Annotated in this window: 14 protein-coding genes; 10 read left to right on the forward strand and 4 right to left on the reverse strand. The window is 61.1% G+C overall.

All coding sequences use genetic code 11. The features are described from left to right. Positions 1-29 precede the first annotated feature (29 nt). Positions 30-947 carry a ribonuclease BN gene (rbn, locus tag FOY96_RS06310; RefSeq protein ID WP_143346666.1) on the reverse strand — a complete coding sequence of 306 codons (918 nt, stop codon included), beginning with the start codon at positions 945-947 and terminating at the stop codon, positions 30-32. Between the two features lie 71 nt (positions 948-1,018). On the opposite strand from rbn, the gene FOY96_RS06315 reads away from it, so the two are divergent. The 10 genes from FOY96_RS06315 to FOY96_RS06360 all read left to right on the forward strand — a co-directional run bounded on the left by FOY96_RS06315 (position 1,019) and on the right by FOY96_RS06360 (position 10,887). Next, positions 1,019-1,480: a GNAT family N-acetyltransferase gene (locus FOY96_RS06315; RefSeq protein WP_033146075.1), complete on the forward strand. Its 462-nt coding sequence runs from the start codon at positions 1,019-1,021 to the stop codon at positions 1,478-1,480. Positions 1,481-1,533: 53 nt separating this feature from the next. Further along, positions 1,534-1,839, forward strand: a complete 306-nt coding sequence (gene elaB, locus FOY96_RS06320) for a stress response protein ElaB (RefSeq protein WP_008500219.1) — start codon at positions 1,534-1,536, stop codon at positions 1,837-1,839. Between the two features lie 86 nt (positions 1,840-1,925). After that, positions 1,926-3,221 carry an isochorismate synthase MenF gene (gene menF / locus FOY96_RS06325; protein WP_143346667.1) on the forward strand — a complete coding sequence of 432 codons (1,296 nt, stop codon included), beginning with the start codon at positions 1,926-1,928 and terminating at the stop codon, positions 3,219-3,221. A gap of 88 nt (positions 3,222-3,309) precedes the next feature. Then, entirely contained in the window at positions 3,310-4,980 is a 1,671-nt protein-coding gene (menD, locus tag FOY96_RS06330; protein WP_143346668.1) for a 2-succinyl-5-enolpyruvyl-6-hydroxy-3-cyclohexene-1-carboxylic-acid synthase, read from the forward strand. After that, a complete protein-coding gene (gene menH, locus FOY96_RS06335; protein WP_143346669.1) occupies positions 4,977-5,753 on the forward strand; it encodes a 2-succinyl-6-hydroxy-2,4-cyclohexadiene-1-carboxylate synthase in 777 nt (258 codons plus the stop codon). The genes menD and menH overlap by 4 nt, the downstream gene beginning before the upstream one ends. Continuing rightward, positions 5,750-6,607, forward strand: coding sequence for a 1,4-dihydroxy-2-naphthoyl-CoA synthase (gene menB / locus FOY96_RS06340; RefSeq protein ID WP_023312524.1), 858 nt, complete (start codon positions 5,750-5,752; stop codon positions 6,605-6,607). Before menH ends, menB begins: the two co-directional genes overlap by 4 nt. Beyond that, entirely contained in the window at positions 6,607-7,572 is a 966-nt protein-coding gene (menC, locus tag FOY96_RS06345; RefSeq protein ID WP_143346670.1) for an o-succinylbenzoate synthase, read from the forward strand. Before menB ends, menC begins: the two co-directional genes overlap by 1 nt. Beyond that, the gene (gene menE, locus FOY96_RS06350; protein WP_143346671.1) at positions 7,569-8,930 is read left to right on the forward strand and encodes an o-succinylbenzoate--CoA ligase; all 1,362 of its coding nucleotides are present in this window, start codon (positions 7,569-7,571) and stop codon (positions 8,928-8,930) included. Before menC ends, menE begins: the two co-directional genes overlap by 4 nt. Before the next feature lie 124 nt (positions 8,931-9,054). Further along, the gene (locus FOY96_RS06355) at positions 9,055-9,594 is read left to right on the forward strand and encodes a YfaZ family outer membrane protein (protein WP_045354282.1); all 540 of its coding nucleotides are present in this window, start codon (positions 9,055-9,057) and stop codon (positions 9,592-9,594) included. A 93-nt stretch (positions 9,595-9,687) separates the two neighbouring features. Beyond that, positions 9,688-10,887 (forward strand): nicotinamide mononucleotide deamidase-related protein YfaY, encoded by a 1,200-nt coding sequence (locus FOY96_RS06360; protein WP_058841543.1) that lies wholly within the window; start codon positions 9,688-9,690, stop codon positions 10,885-10,887. 33 nt (positions 10,888-10,920) lie between these two features. On the opposite strand, the gene glpC is transcribed toward FOY96_RS06360, so the two are convergent. Genes glpC through glpA form a run of 3 tightly spaced genes read right to left on the reverse strand, consistent with a single transcriptional unit; the run spans position 10,921 to position 14,943 of the window. Beyond that, positions 10,921-12,111: an anaerobic glycerol-3-phosphate dehydrogenase subunit GlpC gene (glpC, locus tag FOY96_RS06365; RefSeq protein WP_143346672.1), complete on the reverse strand. Its 1,191-nt coding sequence runs from the start codon at positions 12,109-12,111 to the stop codon at positions 10,921-10,923. Beyond that, positions 12,108-13,325, reverse strand: a complete 1,218-nt coding sequence (gene glpB, locus FOY96_RS06370) for a glycerol-3-phosphate dehydrogenase subunit GlpB (RefSeq protein ID WP_143346673.1) — start codon at positions 13,323-13,325, stop codon at positions 12,108-12,110. Before glpB ends, glpC begins: the two co-directional genes overlap by 4 nt. Next, entirely contained in the window at positions 13,315-14,943 is a 1,629-nt protein-coding gene (gene glpA, locus FOY96_RS06375; RefSeq protein WP_143346674.1) for an anaerobic glycerol-3-phosphate dehydrogenase subunit A, read from the reverse strand. Before glpA ends, glpB begins: the two co-directional genes overlap by 11 nt. Positions 14,944-15,077: the final 134 nt, after the last annotated feature.

Below are 15,077 nucleotides of genomic sequence, written 5' to 3' on the forward strand. Positions count from 1 at the left end.
TATCGGCATCCTCAGGGAAAAATGAAGGACTAAACGCTAACCTGAGCGAAATCTTCGGCCAGCTCAGATTCCGGAAACAGCGCGCGGCACTCTGCCAGCAGGTTTGCGCATCCCCGCGCGTCGTAGCGCGAGCTGACATGAGTGACGATGAGCCGCCCGACGCCCGCGTCACGGGCAAGCTGTGCCGCCTGACGCGTGGAGCTATGGCCCCGGCTGTTGGCTTTCTCTTCCATCGCCGTTTCAAGCGTCGCTTCATGCACCATGACGTCCACGCCCTGGGCCAGAGTGAGCGCCGCCGGGCACGGGGCCGTATCGCCAAAAATCGCCAGTTTTTTGCCGGGCTGCGGTGCGGCGAGATAATCCTGGCCGTTTATGACGCGTCCGTCCTCCAGCGTGACGGTCTCTCCGTGCTTCAGACGCTGGAACAGCGGCCCGGGTTTTACGCCGTCGGCCATCAGCGCGGCGGCATCCAGCGCGCCGGGTTTATCATGCGCATCAATACGGTAGCCATAGCACTCCACAGGATGATTGAGCGGTTGAGCGGTAACCCGATAATCCCCGTCGTCGAATACCAGCCCTTCGGCAATCTCAATGACCTCCAGCGGATAATCTGTCCATGACCCGCTCAGGCGCAGCGTAGTTTCGACAAATTCACGAATACCCGCTGGCCCGTAAATCGTCAGCGGGTTGGCGTTACCGGCCATCGAGCGGCTGCACAGCAGGCCGGGAAGGCCAAACAGGTGGTCGCCATGCAGATGGGTGATAAAAATTTTATCCAGCTTGCCGGGGTGGTAAGCGGTGTGTAACAGCTGATGCTGCGTCCCTTCACCGCAGTCAAACAGCCACAGCCCGCCGCGGGTGGGATGCTTAAGATCCAGCAGGATCGCCGTCACGTTTCGTGAGCGGGTTGGCACGCCAGCGGACGTACCCAGAAAAATCAGTTCCATAACGCAATCAGCCCTTTGCCGAACGGGGAGGGGTTTAGTATAACGTGATGAACCCCAGGAAGGAGACTGACATGATCCAGTGGCAAGATTTACATCATAGCGACCTCACCGTTCATTCACTTTACGCCCTGCTGAAGCTGCGCTGTGAAGTGTTTGTTGTGGAACAGACCTGCCCGTATCAGGACATCGATGGTGATGACCTTGTCGGTGAGAACCGCCATATCCTCGGCTGGCGGGATAACGAGCTGGTGGCGTATGCGAGGATTCTGAAAAGCGAAGACGATTTTGAGCCCGTCGTCATTGGCCGCGTCATCATTAGCGGCAAAGCGCGAGGGGAAAAACTGGGCTATCAGCTGATGGAAAAAACGCTGGAGGCGTGCCGGAAACAGTGGCCGGACAAGGCGTTATACCTCGGCGCGCAGGCGCATCTTCAATCCTTTTACGGGCACTTTGGCTTTGCGCCAGTGACGGAGGTATACGATGAAGATGGCATTCCGCACGTCGGCATGGCGCGAGAAGTGAAACAGGCGTAATGGCATCTCGTTGGCTATAGTTAGCGGACTGGTGTACTAACATGGAGAAAAATATGTCATTTCAATCCTGGGATACCCGTATCGACGACGACCTGGCCTTGCTGAGCGAAACGCTGGAAGAGGTGTTACGTTCCTCCGGCGACCCTGCCGATCAGAAATATATTGAGCTAAAAGCCCGTGCCGAGCAGGCGCTGCATGAAGTGAAAAACCGCGTCAGCCATGCGTCAGATACTTACTACTACCGTGCCAAAAAAGCGGTGTATCGTGCCGATGATTACGTGCATGAAAAACCGTGGCAGGGTATTGGGGTGGGTGCTGCCGTTGGGCTGGTGCTGGGGCTGCTGTTAGCCCGTCGTTAAGCCGCTTAACCACTCCCTATACGTGGGTACTGCTATTTATGGCCAGTACCCCGTATAATACGAGGTTTTAACAGGGAGAGGTTCGCGTGAATTCGATTTTCCTCGCGCTGGAGCAACTGCGTACCCAGCTATCGCAAGCGTTACCCGCAGCACCCGGCATACGTCATTTCGACGTCTCTTTCCCGTTAAACGACGCCTTCGATCCCCTCGCCTGGCTGGGCGAGCAGCAGTGTTATCCGCAGTTTTACTGGCAGCAGCGTAACGGCGATGAAGAGCTGGCCGCGCTGGGGGCGGTCAACCAATTTTCCTCTCTGGCATTAGCCTCGCAGTTTTTGCGCGAGCAAAATGCGGCGCAAGATACTCGCATCTGCGGCCTGAACGCCTTTAATCCCGAACAGGGGAGCCTCTTTTTACCGCGACTGCTCTGGCGACGTACCGCCGGCAACGCCACGCTGCGCCTGCAGCTCTGGAGCGACCGCTCGCTTGTGGAGGATGCCCGCGTCGCGCAGGATTTTTTACAGCGGCTTCGTCCTGCCAAATCTATCCGTCCGCTCTCCGTGCAGGTTGAGCACGAAACCCATCAGCCGCAGCAGGCCGAATGGCTGAAACTTATCCGCAGGGCGACGGAGACCATCGCGCGCGGTGAGTTTGAAAAAGTGGTGCTCGCCAGGGCAACCGATCTGCAGTTCACGCAGCGCGTTAACCCCGTCGCGCTGATGGCCGCCAGCCGCGCCCTGAATTTACATTGCTATCATTTCTGCATGGTATTCGACGCCAGCAACGCGTTTCTCGGCTCTACGCCCGAGCGTCTCTGGCGTCGGCGCGGCAAGCTGCTGCGCACGGAAGCGCTGGCGGGTACCGTCGCCAGCCACAATGATGATAAACAGGCGCAGCGTCTGGGCGAGTGGCTGCTGAACGATGATAAAAACCAGCGCGAAAATATGCTGGTGGTGGAAGATATCTGCCAGCGTCTTCAGCACTCTACGCAGACGCTTGAGGTACTGCCCCCCCAGGTGGTACGCCTGCGTAAGGTGCAGCATTTGCGCCGCTGTATCTGGACCGAGCTGAAACAGGCCGACGACGAGCAGTGTCTGCTCATGTTGCAGCCGACCGCGGCCGTTGCCGGATTACCCCGACAGCCCGCGCGCGAGTTCATCCAGAAGGTTGAACCCTTTAACCGCGAGTGGTATGCCGGTTCGGCCGGGTACTTATCCCCCGAACAGAGTGAGTTCTGCGTGGCGCTGCGCTCCGCGCGCGTTCAGGAGGACTCCCTGCGGCTCTACGCCGGCGCCGGTATTGTCAGCGGATCTGACCCGGAGCAGGAGTGGCAGGAGATTGAAAACAAAGCCGCCGGATTGCGCTCTCTGCTCCTAAGGGATTAATACAGATTCGCGCAATCCCGATTCATATCAAAATTCCAATTTTTTCTATTATTTATACTGTGTCGCATTCTTGATACCGGACAATCTCATGTCAGTAAGTTCTTTTAACCGACGCTGGGCGGCGGTGATCCTTGAAGCCCTGACGCGCCATGGCGTCAGGCACGTGTGTATTGCACCGGGTTCTCGCTCAACGCCGCTGACGCTGGCGGCCGCAGAAAACCGGGCGTTGATTCACCACACCCACTTTGATGAACGCGGCCTCGGGCATCTGGCGCTGGGTCTGGCGAAAGTCAGCAAAGAACCTGTGGCGGTGATCGTCACCTCCGGTACCGCCGTGGCGAACCTCTATCCGGCCCTGATAGAAGCCGGGTTAACGGGTGAAAGACTGATCTTACTGACGGCCGATCGTCCCCCTGAGCTTATCGACTGCGGCGCCAATCAGGCCATTCGCCAGCCGGGGCTCTTTTCTTCGCATCCCTCGCAGACGATTTCGTTACCGCGTCCCACCCAGGATATTCCGGCAAGCTGGCTGGTCTCCACTGTCGATCACGCCATGGAGACGTTGCGCAGCGGGGCGCTGCATATCAACTGCCCGTTTGCCGAGCCGCTCTACGGCGAGCTGGACGACACCGGTCTTGACTGGCAGCAGTCCCTCGGCGACTGGTGGCAGAGTGAAAAACCGTGGCTGCGCGAACAGACGCATCTTGAGAGCGCGAAGCAGCGCGACTGGTTCTTCTGGCGGCAGAAGCGCGGCGTGGTGATTGCCGGGCGCATGAGCGCCGCCGAAGGCAAGTTGGTTGCCGAATGGGCGCAAACCCTTGGCTGGCCGCTGATTGGCGACGTGCTTTCGCAGACCGGTCAGCCGCTGCCGTGCGCCGATCTCTGGCTGGGTAACGCGAAAGCGGTCACCGAGCTTGCGCAGGCGCAGATTGTGGTCCAGCTTGGATCGAGTTTGACCGGCAAACGGTTACTGCAGTGGCAGGCCACCTGCACGCCGGAAGAGTACTGGCTGGTGGATTCGCTGGAAGGACGGCTTGACCCGGCGCACCACCGCGGCCGTCGTCTGGTCAGCAGTATCGACGCCTGGCTGACGCTTCATCCGGCTGAGAAACGCAAGCCCTGGGCGGTGGCTATACCGGACCTTTCGCGCCAGGCGTGGGAACTGACCAAAGCGCACTGTGAAGCGTTTAGCGAAGCCGGGCTGGCGCACCGCATTCGCCAGTACCTGCCTGAACAGGGGCAGCTGTTTGTCGGCAACAGCCTCGTCGTGCGGCTGATTGACGCTTTCTCGAAGCTGCCCGCGGGCTACCCGGTGTACAGCAACCGCGGTGCCAGCGGCATCGACGGGCTGATCTCTACGGCGGCGGGCGTGCAGCGCGCCAGCGCGAAATCGACGCTGGCGATCGTGGGCGATCTCTCCGCGCTCTACGATCTCAACGCGCTGGCGCTGCTGCGTCAGGCGTCAGCCCCGTTTGTGCTGATTGTGGTCAACAACAACGGCGGGCAGATTTTCTCCCTGCTGCCAACGCCGCAGAGCGAGCGCGAGCGCTTCTATCTGATGCCTCAGAACGTGCAGTTCGAACACGCCGCGGCGATGTTTCGCCTGAAATACCATCGCCCGGAAAGCTGGGAACAGCTGGACGCGGCGTTAAGCAGCGCCTGGAAACAGCCGGGCGCGACGCTGATTGAGCTGGTGGTGAACGAGGCTGACGGTGCGCAGGCCCTGCAAAGCCTGCTGGCGCAGGTGAGCCAGCTGTGATCCTCTCTGGCGTGAAGCAGGCTGGCAAACCGGGCTATCCCTGGCTGGTCTTTTTGCACGGTTTTTCGGGCGACCGCCGCGAGTGGCAGAGGGTCGGTGAAGGGCTCAGCGATTATCCCCGGCTGTATCTGGATCTGCCGGGGCACGGCGGATCCCGGAATCTGGGCGTGATGGGGTTTGACGAGATGAGCACGTTGCTCACCCGAACCCTTCTTAGTTACAACATACTTAAATTCTGGCTCATCGGGTACTCCCTCGGCGGCCGCATTGCGATGTTTCATGCCTGCCAGCAGCCGAAGGGGCTGCTCGGGGTGATTGTTGAAGGTGGACACCCGGGCCTGCAGGATGCCGATGCGCGAAGTGCGCGGCTGGCGTCCGACCGCCGCTGGGCAACGCGTTTTCGCACCGAACCGCTGGAGAAGGTGTTCGCTGACTGGTACCAACAGCCCGTGTTCGCCTCCCTCACGGACGCCCAGCGCGATGCGCTTATTACCCTGCGCAGCCAGAACAACGGCGCGACGCTGGCGATGATGCTTGAGACGACCTCGCTGGCCGTGCAGCCGGATTTGCGTGCCGCGCTTAGCGCACGCGATTTCTCTTTTGACTATCTCTATGGCGAACGGGATGAGAAGTTCGCGGCCCTTGCCGCGGAAGTGAACGCCGTTCGCCATGCCATTCCAGACGCCGGACACAACGCCCACCGGGAAAACCCCGATGCGGTTATCGCGAGTCTGGCTCAGATACTGCGTTATCGAATAAAGGACACTCTATGATCTACCCTGATGAAAACATGCTTTACGCCCCGGTTGAATGGCAGGACTGCTCCGAAGGCTACACCGACATTCGCTACCACAAATCCACCGACGGCATTGCCAAAATCACCATCAACCGCCCGCAGGTGCGTAACGCCTTCCGTCCGCTGACCGTGAAAGAGATGATTCAGGCCCTGGCGGATGCGCGCTACGACGATAACATCGGCGTGATTGTCCTGACCGGCGAAGGCGATAAAGCGTTCTGCTCCGGCGGCGATCAGAAAGTGCGCGGCGACTACGGCGGATACCAGGACGATGCGGGTACCCACCACCTGAACGTCCTCGATTTCCAGCGTCAGATCCGCACCTGTCCGAAACCGGTAGTGGCGATGGTAGCGGGCTACTCCATCGGCGGCGGTCACGTGCTGCACATGATGTGCGATCTGACCATCGCCGCAGAAAATGCCATCTTCGGCCAGACCGGTCCGAAAGTGGGATCCTTCGACGGCGGCTGGGGCGCCTCGTACATGGCGCGCATCGTCGGGCAGAAAAAAGCCCGTGAAATCTGGTTCCTGTGCCGTCAGTACAACGCTCAGGAAGCGCTGGATATGGGCCTGGTGAATACCGTGGTTCCGATTGCCGATCTCGAAAAAGAGACCGTTCGCTGGTGCCGCGAAATGCTGCAAAACAGCCCGATGGCGCTGCGCTGCCTCAAAGCCGCTCTCAACGCCGACTGCGACGGACAGGCGGGTCTGCAGGAGCTGGCGGGCAACGCCACCATGCTGTTCTACATGACCGAAGAGGGTCAGGAAGGGCGCAACGCGTTTAACGAAAAACGCCAGCCGGACTTCAGCAAATACAAACGGAACCCGTAATGCGTCGCGCGCAGGTTTACCGCTGGCAGATACCGATGGACGCGGGCGTGGTGCTGCGTGAACGGCGGTTAAAAACCCGTGACGGTTTCTTCGTGCATCTGCAGCAGGACGAGCGGGAAGGCTGGGGCGAAATTTCACCTCTGCCGGGCTTTAGCCTGGAGTCGCTGGATGACGCGCAGTCAGCATTGCTGGCGTGGGCGGACGCGTGGCGTGAGGGCGCGGATCCGGCGTTGCCGGAGGTGCCTTCCGCGGCTTTTGGCATCAGCTGCGCCCTGGCGGAGCTGGACGGCAGCCTGCCTGAAGAGGCTAACTACCGCGCGGCACCGCTCTGTACGGGCGATCCTGACGAGCTGTTCGCGCTGCTCTCCGCCATGCCGGGCGAGAAAGTGGCGAAAATTAAAGTCGGTCTTTACGAAGCGGTGCGCGACGGCATGGTCGCTAACCTGCTGCTGGAAGCAATCCCCGACCTTCATCTGCGTCTGGACGCTAACCGCGCCTGGACGCCGCTCAAGGCGCAGCAGTTTGCAAAGTACGTCAACCCGGCGTACCGCAGCCGCATTGCCTTCCTCGAAGAGCCGTGCAAAACCCGCGACGATTCACGCGCGTTTGCCCGCGAAACGGGGATTGCCATCGCCTGGGATGAAAGCCTGCGCGAGGACGATTTTGAATTTGTCGCCGAGCCCGGCGTCAGCGCGGTGGTGATTAAACCAACGCTGACCGGCAGCCTGGCGAAGGTGCGAGAGCAGGTCGTGGCAGCGCATGCCTCAGGGCTGACGGCGGTCATCAGCTCGTCGATTGAGTCCAGCCTTGGGCTGACCCAGCTGGCGCGCATTGCCGCCTGGCTAACGCCGGATACGATCCCTGGCCTCGACACGCTGAACCTGATGCAGGCTCAGCTTATCCGCAGGTGGCCGGACAGCGCGCTGCCGTGCCTCAACGTCGCGGCGCTGGAGCCGTTGTTATGAGTTTTAACGACTGGCCGTGGCGGCACTGGCGCGCGCAGTTTGCTGATAAACCGGCCCTCAGGCTGAACGACGAGGTGCTCAGCTGGCAGCAGCTGTGCGCCCGCGTCGACCGCCTTGCGGCAGAGTTTCACCTGCAGGGCGTGGAGGAGGGCGACGGCGTGCTGCTGCTGGCCCATAATCATCCGCAAACCCTGCTGGCGTGGCTGGCGCTGCTCCAGTGCGGGGCGCGCATTCTTCCCGTCAATCCGCAGCTGCCTCGCCCGCTGCTGGACGTGTTGCTCCCGCAGATGACGCTGCGCTTTGCGCTGGCGCTGGACGGTACCTGCGACGGTCTTCCTGCCCTGAGCATGCGCGAGCGCGCCGGGGAATATCGCGTTGCGTGGCAGCCGGCGCGGCTGGCGTCGATGACGCTAACCTCCGGCTCCACCGGGCTGCCGAAAGCGGCGGTGCATACCTGCGACGCCCATCTCGCCAGCGCGCGCGGCGTGCTGGCGCTGATGCCCTACGGCGAAGACGACGACTGGCTGCTTTCGCTGCCGCTGTTTCACGTTTCCGGCCAGGGGATTTTATGGCGCTGGCTGCAGGCCGGCGCGCGGTTAACCGTGCGCGAGAAACAGCCGCTGGCGCAGGCTTTGCGCGGCTGTACGCACGCTTCGCTGGTGCCGACCCAGCTCTGGCGTCTGCTTAACACCCACCAGCCTGTTGCACTGAAAGCGGTGCTGCTGGGCGGAGCCGCCATCCCTGTGGAATTGACGCAGCAGGCGCGCGAGCAGGGGATTCGCACCTTCTGCGGCTACGGCCTGACCGAGTTTGCCTCTACCGTCTGCGCGAAAGCGGCGGACGGCGAGTCGGACGTAGGCTATGCGCTGCCGGGCAGAGAGGTGCAGGTGGTTGACGGTGAAGTCTGGATCCGGGCAGAGAGTATGGCCTCAGGCTACTGGCGGGACGGCGAATTGGTTCCGCTGACCAACGCGCAGGGATGGTTCGCTACCCGCGATCGCGGGGAATGGCATGACGGCCGCCTGACGATCCTGGGCCGCATGGACAACCTCTTTTTTAGCGGCGGAGAAGGGATCCAGCCGGAAAGCCTTGAGCGCGTTATCGCCCGCCATCCGCATATTAACCAGGTGTTTATCGTCCCGCTGGACGACGCCGAGTTTGGACAGCGTCCGGTGGCGGTGGTGGAGTGCGAGCCGGGAACGGATATCACCTGTTTACCTGACTGGGTCAGGGATAAGGTAGCGCGTTTTGAACAACCCGTCCGCTGGCTGCTGTTGCCGACCGAACTCAAAAATGGCGGCATTAAAGTCTCGCGCCGCGCGTTGCAGCAGTGGGTGAACGCTTCGCTGAAGGGATAATAGCCGTTTCAAATAATTACAATCTACTGACCTGCCGCACGCAGAGTGCTTGATCCCCGGAAGACTCCGGTTAAAATCTCGCGGTTTTGGGACTTCTTTATAATAATTGTGTGGGATCACGACAATGAAAAAAGTGGCATTCGTGGGCTTCGGCCTGATGGTTGTATCTGCGGCGGCTAACGCCATCAGCATTAACGGCTCGGCGGGTCAGGATTATACCCACCTGGGCTTTGGCATGGGTACCGAGACTTCCGGTCTGGCGATGACCGGCGGCTGGACGCATAACGATGACGACGGCGACGCGGCGAGCCTCGGCCTGGGTCTGAACGTTCCTCTTGGCCCGTTCCTGGCCACCGTCGGCGGTAAAGGTATCTACACCAACCCAAATGACGGTGACGAAGGGTACGCGGCGGCAGTGGGCGGTGGCCTGCAGTGGAAAATTGGCGACAGCTTCGGCCTGTTTGGTGAGTACTACTATTCGCCGGACTCCCTCTCAAGCGGTATCGAAAGCTATGAAGAGGCCAACGCCGGCGCGCGCTGGACCATCATGCGTCCGATTACCATCGAAGCGGGCTATCGCTATCTGAACCTGGCCGGCAAAGACGGCAACCGCGACAACGCGCTGGCCGACGGCCCGTACGTGGGCGTCAGCGCAGGCTTCTAATCACTCCGGCGCGGCGTTCTGTCGCGCCAGTTTCTCTCTTCTCCACCCCGCGTTTGCGCTATAGTGTTTTGACCAAATAAGCGGGAGAACATAATGATTAACGTGGAGATGTTATCCACCGGCGACGAAGTGCTGCATGGACAAATTATTGATACCAATGCCGCCTGGCTTGCCGATCTTTTCTTTGAGCAAGGATTACCGTTAACGCGCCGCAATACGGTGGGCGACAATCTTGAGTCGCTGGTCGCTATTCTGCGCGAGCGCAGCGAACACTGCGACGTGCTGATTGTGAATGGCGGACTCGGCCCCACCGGTGACGATCTCAGCGCGCTGGCCGCCGCGACCGCAAAAGGCGAAGGGCTGGTGCTGCATGAGGCGTGGCTTTCGCAGATGGAGCGCTTTTTCTCCGAACGTGGCCGCGTCATGGCCCCCAGCAACCGCAAACAGGCTGAAATTCCCGCCAGCGCCGAGCTGGTCGATAACCCGGTGGGTACCGCGTGCGGGTTTGCCATGCAGCTGAACCGCTGCCTGATGTTCTTCACGCCGGGCGTGCCCTCAGAATTTAAAGTGATGGTCGAGCAGCAGATCCTGCCGCGCCTTCGCGATCGTTTTACCCTGCCTGAACCGCCGCTGTGCCTGCGTCTGACCACCTTTGGCCGCTCGGAAAGCGATCTGGCCCAGAGCCTTGACCCTCTCCCGCTGCCGCCGGGCGTCTCCATGGGCTACCGCTCCTCCATGCCGATCATTGAGCTTAAGCTGACAGGTCCGGCCGAACAGAAAGAGGCGATGCTGGCCCTGTGGCCCGAGGTGCAGCGCGTGGCGGGCGAAAGCCTGATCTTTGAAGGGACGGAAGGGCTACCCGCGCAGATTGCGACGCATCTGCAGTCGCGTCAGCTGAGTGTGACCTTAAGCGAGCAGTTCACCGGTGGCCTGCTGGCGCTGCAGCTGTCGCGCGTCAACGCGCCGCTGCTGGCCAGCGAAGTGGTGCCGTTCCAGCAGGAGACCCTGGCGCAAACCGCCCGCTGGGCTTCCGAGAGAAGGGTGAAGCATTTTGCCGGTCTGGCGCTGTTTGTCGGGGGGCTGGACGAGGAACACCTTAACTTCGCGCTGGCGACGCCGGAAGGGACCTGGGCCCTGCGGGTAAAAATGAACATCACCCGCCACAGCCTGGCGGTGCGTCAGGAGGTTTGCGCCATGATGGCGCTGAACATGCTGCGCCGCTGGCTGAATGGCAAAGAGGTTGCCAGCGAGCACGGCTGGATCAACGTTGTCGAGTCGCTGTTCGTGGAGTAAAACCATGGCCGGGGCGTTTCGCCCCGGCCATGTTCAGCCCAGCGCCTTCGCCAGCAGGGTGACTGGATGTTCGCAGCGCTTGCTGGTGGACATCTCAATCTGCCACTTGCAGGTTTCGCAGTCCGTTACCACGATATCCGCGCCGCTCTCTTCAATCTGACGGAACAGCGGGGCGCCAATCGCCTGTGACGTTCCGTAGTTTTCACGCTTAAACCCGTAGGTTCCCGCAATCCCGCAGCAGCGCGAATCCAGCACCGTCAGCTCCAGGTCCGGAATTAACCGCAGCAGCTCAAGCGTATAGAGCGACCAGCCCATTTTCTCCATATGACACGGCGTGTGATACACCACTTTCAGGGGCAATTTCCCCAGCGGCAACGTCTGCCAGCTATCGAGCTTGCGCCACAGGAAGCGTGTCGCCAGCTCGATGTGCTCGCGCAGGCCGGTATTATCCACGTCCAGCAGATGCGGGTACTCATCGCGCAGGGTGAAGGTACAGGTGGACGAGGTCGCCAGCACCGGAATACCTTTATCGACAATCGCTTCGCGCAGTGACGTGACATTGCTCTGAGCCTGCCTGCGCGCTTTATCGGTAAACCCGTTGGCGATCAGCGGTACGCCGCAGCACTTCTCTTTGTTCAGCAGCTGAACGCCCGTTCCCATGGCGTTAAGCACCTTCAGCAGATCTTTGCCCAGCTGCGGGTGGTTGTAGTTCACATAGCAGCCGTGGAAAAAAGCCACCTGGTCGGCGTACTGCGCCTGCTCCGCCGCGACGGATTTGTACCAGCGGCGGAAGGTGCCGTGAGAATATTTCGGCAGGCTGCGGTGATGGTCTATCTTCAGCGTGGCATCCAGCAGCTGACGCACCGGTTTGAGGGAGGTCGCGGCATTCACCAGCGGGGCAAACGGCGTCGAGACGCTGCCCATCAGATCGGTGTGGCTCAAAATAGCGTCCCGCAGCGTCGGCTTTTGCGTGCTGTAGCGCGCCCGGGCGCGCTGGATGATATCGCCGATTTTCACATCCGACGGGCAGGCGACTTCGCAGCGTTTGCAGTTGATGCAGTATTTCAGCGCCTCGTCGTACAGCTTGCCGTCCTTCAGGCGCAGACGCTCGCCGTCCGGTCCGGCCTGCTTTGGTCCGGGATAGCGTGGGTTCACGCCGCTCACCGGGCAGACGGTGGTACACACCGTGCATTTAATGCAGCTTTCAAAACGGGTGTCGTTCATTGTTCAGCCTCCGTGCGCTGGCTAATCTGCTCTGCCACATACAGCGCCGTGACGGCGCAGACCCCGCCACCGCATCCTTGGGCAATGGGATCGTACCCGCCCAGCAGCGAGCCGATGGCAAAAAGATTACTGACGGGCTTACCGGAAAGTTGCGGATGCAGCTGGTTATCGACAATCACGCCGAACTGCTGCCAGGGCTGCGGCGAGAAGAAGTCACTTTGATACCAGTCCGCGCGGGAGGCTCGCTGGCGAACATCGAGCCCCATAATGGCTTCCCGGATGCCCTCCCGGCTGCTCAGCAGCCCGTTGCTGAAGAAGCTGCCGCTTGCCAGCACCGTAAAGCGGGCACGAAGCGGAATATCGTCGTGGTTGCGCGTCCAGATTTCGCTGACCGCGCCGTCGGTCAGGGTGATTTTTTTCACCTCATCACCCGCCATCCACACGCCGCCCTGCGCGACAAACTGGCGCTGGAGCTGGGTATGCAGGCGAATGCCGGGTACGGACGGAGGCAGGGTTGGCAGCAGGCCAAGCGAGCAGGGCAGACGATCCGAGAGCCAGCGCCAGAGCCGGTTGTCGCGTAAACCAAAGCAGGCGGGCATCAGCAGGGCGTCACAGCTGTCGCTGAGCGGTCTGAGCGCGTCATACAGCAGCGGCCATTTGTCCTCGTTATCCAGAAAACGGGCGATATTCACCGCGCGAAATTCGCTCGGGTTGTCGCGCAGGACATCAAGCTCAGGCAGCTCTATCTCTGCCGTTTCGGCATTGACGCCCTGGCGACAGAGCGACGCCGCCGCGAGATGGGGCTGAAAATCCAGAAAGCCGCTAATGCCCACGACCCGCACGCGCGCGGCGTTGAAGGGAGCAACGGGCACTTCTTCCGGGCTGAGCCAGGCAGAGCGCAGGGTGCCGAGCGGCGTGACGCGCTGGTGATTGAGCCGGGCGCTTCCCTTCAGACGCGCGCCGCAGTCTGCCAGCAGCGCTTCGGTTTCCAGCGCAAAGCGGTCAATATGCTGGGCGCCAATCAGGTGATACGGATGCTCCGGCGGGAGCTTATCGCGGTACGCGTCGTCCACCAGATCCAGCGAGCCCGACGAGAAGTGCAGGGCGCTCTGGCCCCGGGTGATAATGGCGCAGCGCAGCCCCTGCTTCGTGAGCTTGATGCCGCAGAGCAGGCCTGCCAGCCCGCCGCCGACGATTACGGTATCAAATTTCATCGCGTTGCTCCTTCTCAAGACCGCAAAGCCCCTGGTAGACCCAGCGGGTAAATTCGCTTTCGCGCAGGGCATCGCCCCAGGCGACAGGCTGAATGCCTTTCCAGCGCTCGTTTAAAAACGCGCTGAGCTGATCGAGCGACTGGGTGGCGGTAGTGGTGTGAAAACGCTGCAGCAGCCCGGCGGCACGACAGGCGCACAGCTCGCCCTGACAGGTACCCATTCCCACGCGGGTGCGGCGACGAAGATCGAGCAGGCTTGTGACCGTCAGGCTCTCCACCGCATACTGCACCTCACCGGCGGTGACGGCTTCGCACTCGCACACCAGGCTGCGGCTCAGGCGTCCTTCACCGAGCCACTGCGGCGTTCTGTCGCCGTGGCGGTAGATAGCGGATCCCCGCAGCGGCGCAGGCAGGGAGATAATTTTTTGCAGCGTTTTTTCGGTGGACTGCCGCGAGCCGGGCAGGGGCTGGTCTGCCGTCACGCACCGTTCGGTATTGCCCAGCTTGCGGCAGACGGCATCGGTCGCCCACTCGGCCATCAGGCGGTAGGTCATCAGCTTGCCGCCGGTGATGGTGATAAACCCGTCCATGCCGTCGCGTTCGGCGTGATCGAGCAGCACGATGCCCCGGCTGACGTTACGTCCGCTCGGGTCGTTGTCGCTGGCAACCAGCGGACGCACGCCCGCGTAGGCGCGCAGAATACGCGTCTGCGCCATCACCGGGGCCAGTTTTTCCCCTTCGCGCAGCAGGATGTCGACCTCTTCGGCGATCACGCGGTTGTAGTCAATCTCGCTGTAGTCGACGTGGGTTGAGGTGGTACCGATTAACGAAATGGTGTCGCCCGGGACGAGGATATCGGCGTCGGACGGTTTGCGGCAGCGGTTGATCACGTGGTTATTGATGCGGTGGTCGAGGATCAGCAGCGAGCCTTTTGCCGGGAACATGCGTACCGACAGGTCCGCGTATTCCGCGATGCGCTGCCCCCAGATCCCCGCCGCGTTAACCACCACGGCGGCATACAGCTCGCTGTGTTCGTTATATTGCGTATCAAGGATCCGCACGCCGCAGATACGATGACCTTCACGGATAAGCCCGGTCACTTCGTGCCCGGTCAGGATTTGCGCGCCATGCTCGCGGGCGTCCAGCATATTGGCGGCGGTCAGGCGGAAGGGGTCAACGGTGCCGTCAGGCACTTTTACCGCGCCGATAAGCGCCGGGTTAACCGACGGTTCCAGCCGCCGCGCCAGCGCCGGGTCCATGGCCTCAGCCTGAATGCCCGCCGCAGTGCAGGCGGTAATAAAGGTGTCCTGAAAGGCGAGGTCATCTTCGGGAAGAGTAATAAAGAGGCCGTCGGTCGGCTCAATGCAGTGGCGGGCGATACGCTTGAGGATCTGGTTTTCAGCAATACATTCGCGTGCGGATTCACCGTCGGTCACCGCATACCGCGCGCCGCTGTGCAGCAAACCATGGTTACGCCCGGTTGCGCCCGTGGCGATATCGTGGCGCTCCAGCAGCGTGACGCTTAAGCCGCGAAGGGCGCAGTCGCGTGCGATCCCGGCGCCGGTTGCGCCACCGCCAATGATTATCACATCGCTGTAGCGAGGATCGTGAATGGTCATTGTTTACCCTCTATGTTCGTTTTTTTATCATTTAGCCATACCAATAGTGTGGCTTGTTTGATTTCGAACATAAACGCGCGAAATTCGAAAGTGGAACGTGATTTCATGCGCTTTTTTGCGCATTCTGTCATATT

Origin of the sequence: Enterobacter asburiae (genome assembly GCF_007035645.1) — a bacterium.
Taxonomy (GTDB): domain Bacteria; phylum Pseudomonadota; class Gammaproteobacteria; order Enterobacterales; family Enterobacteriaceae; genus Enterobacter; species Enterobacter asburiae_B.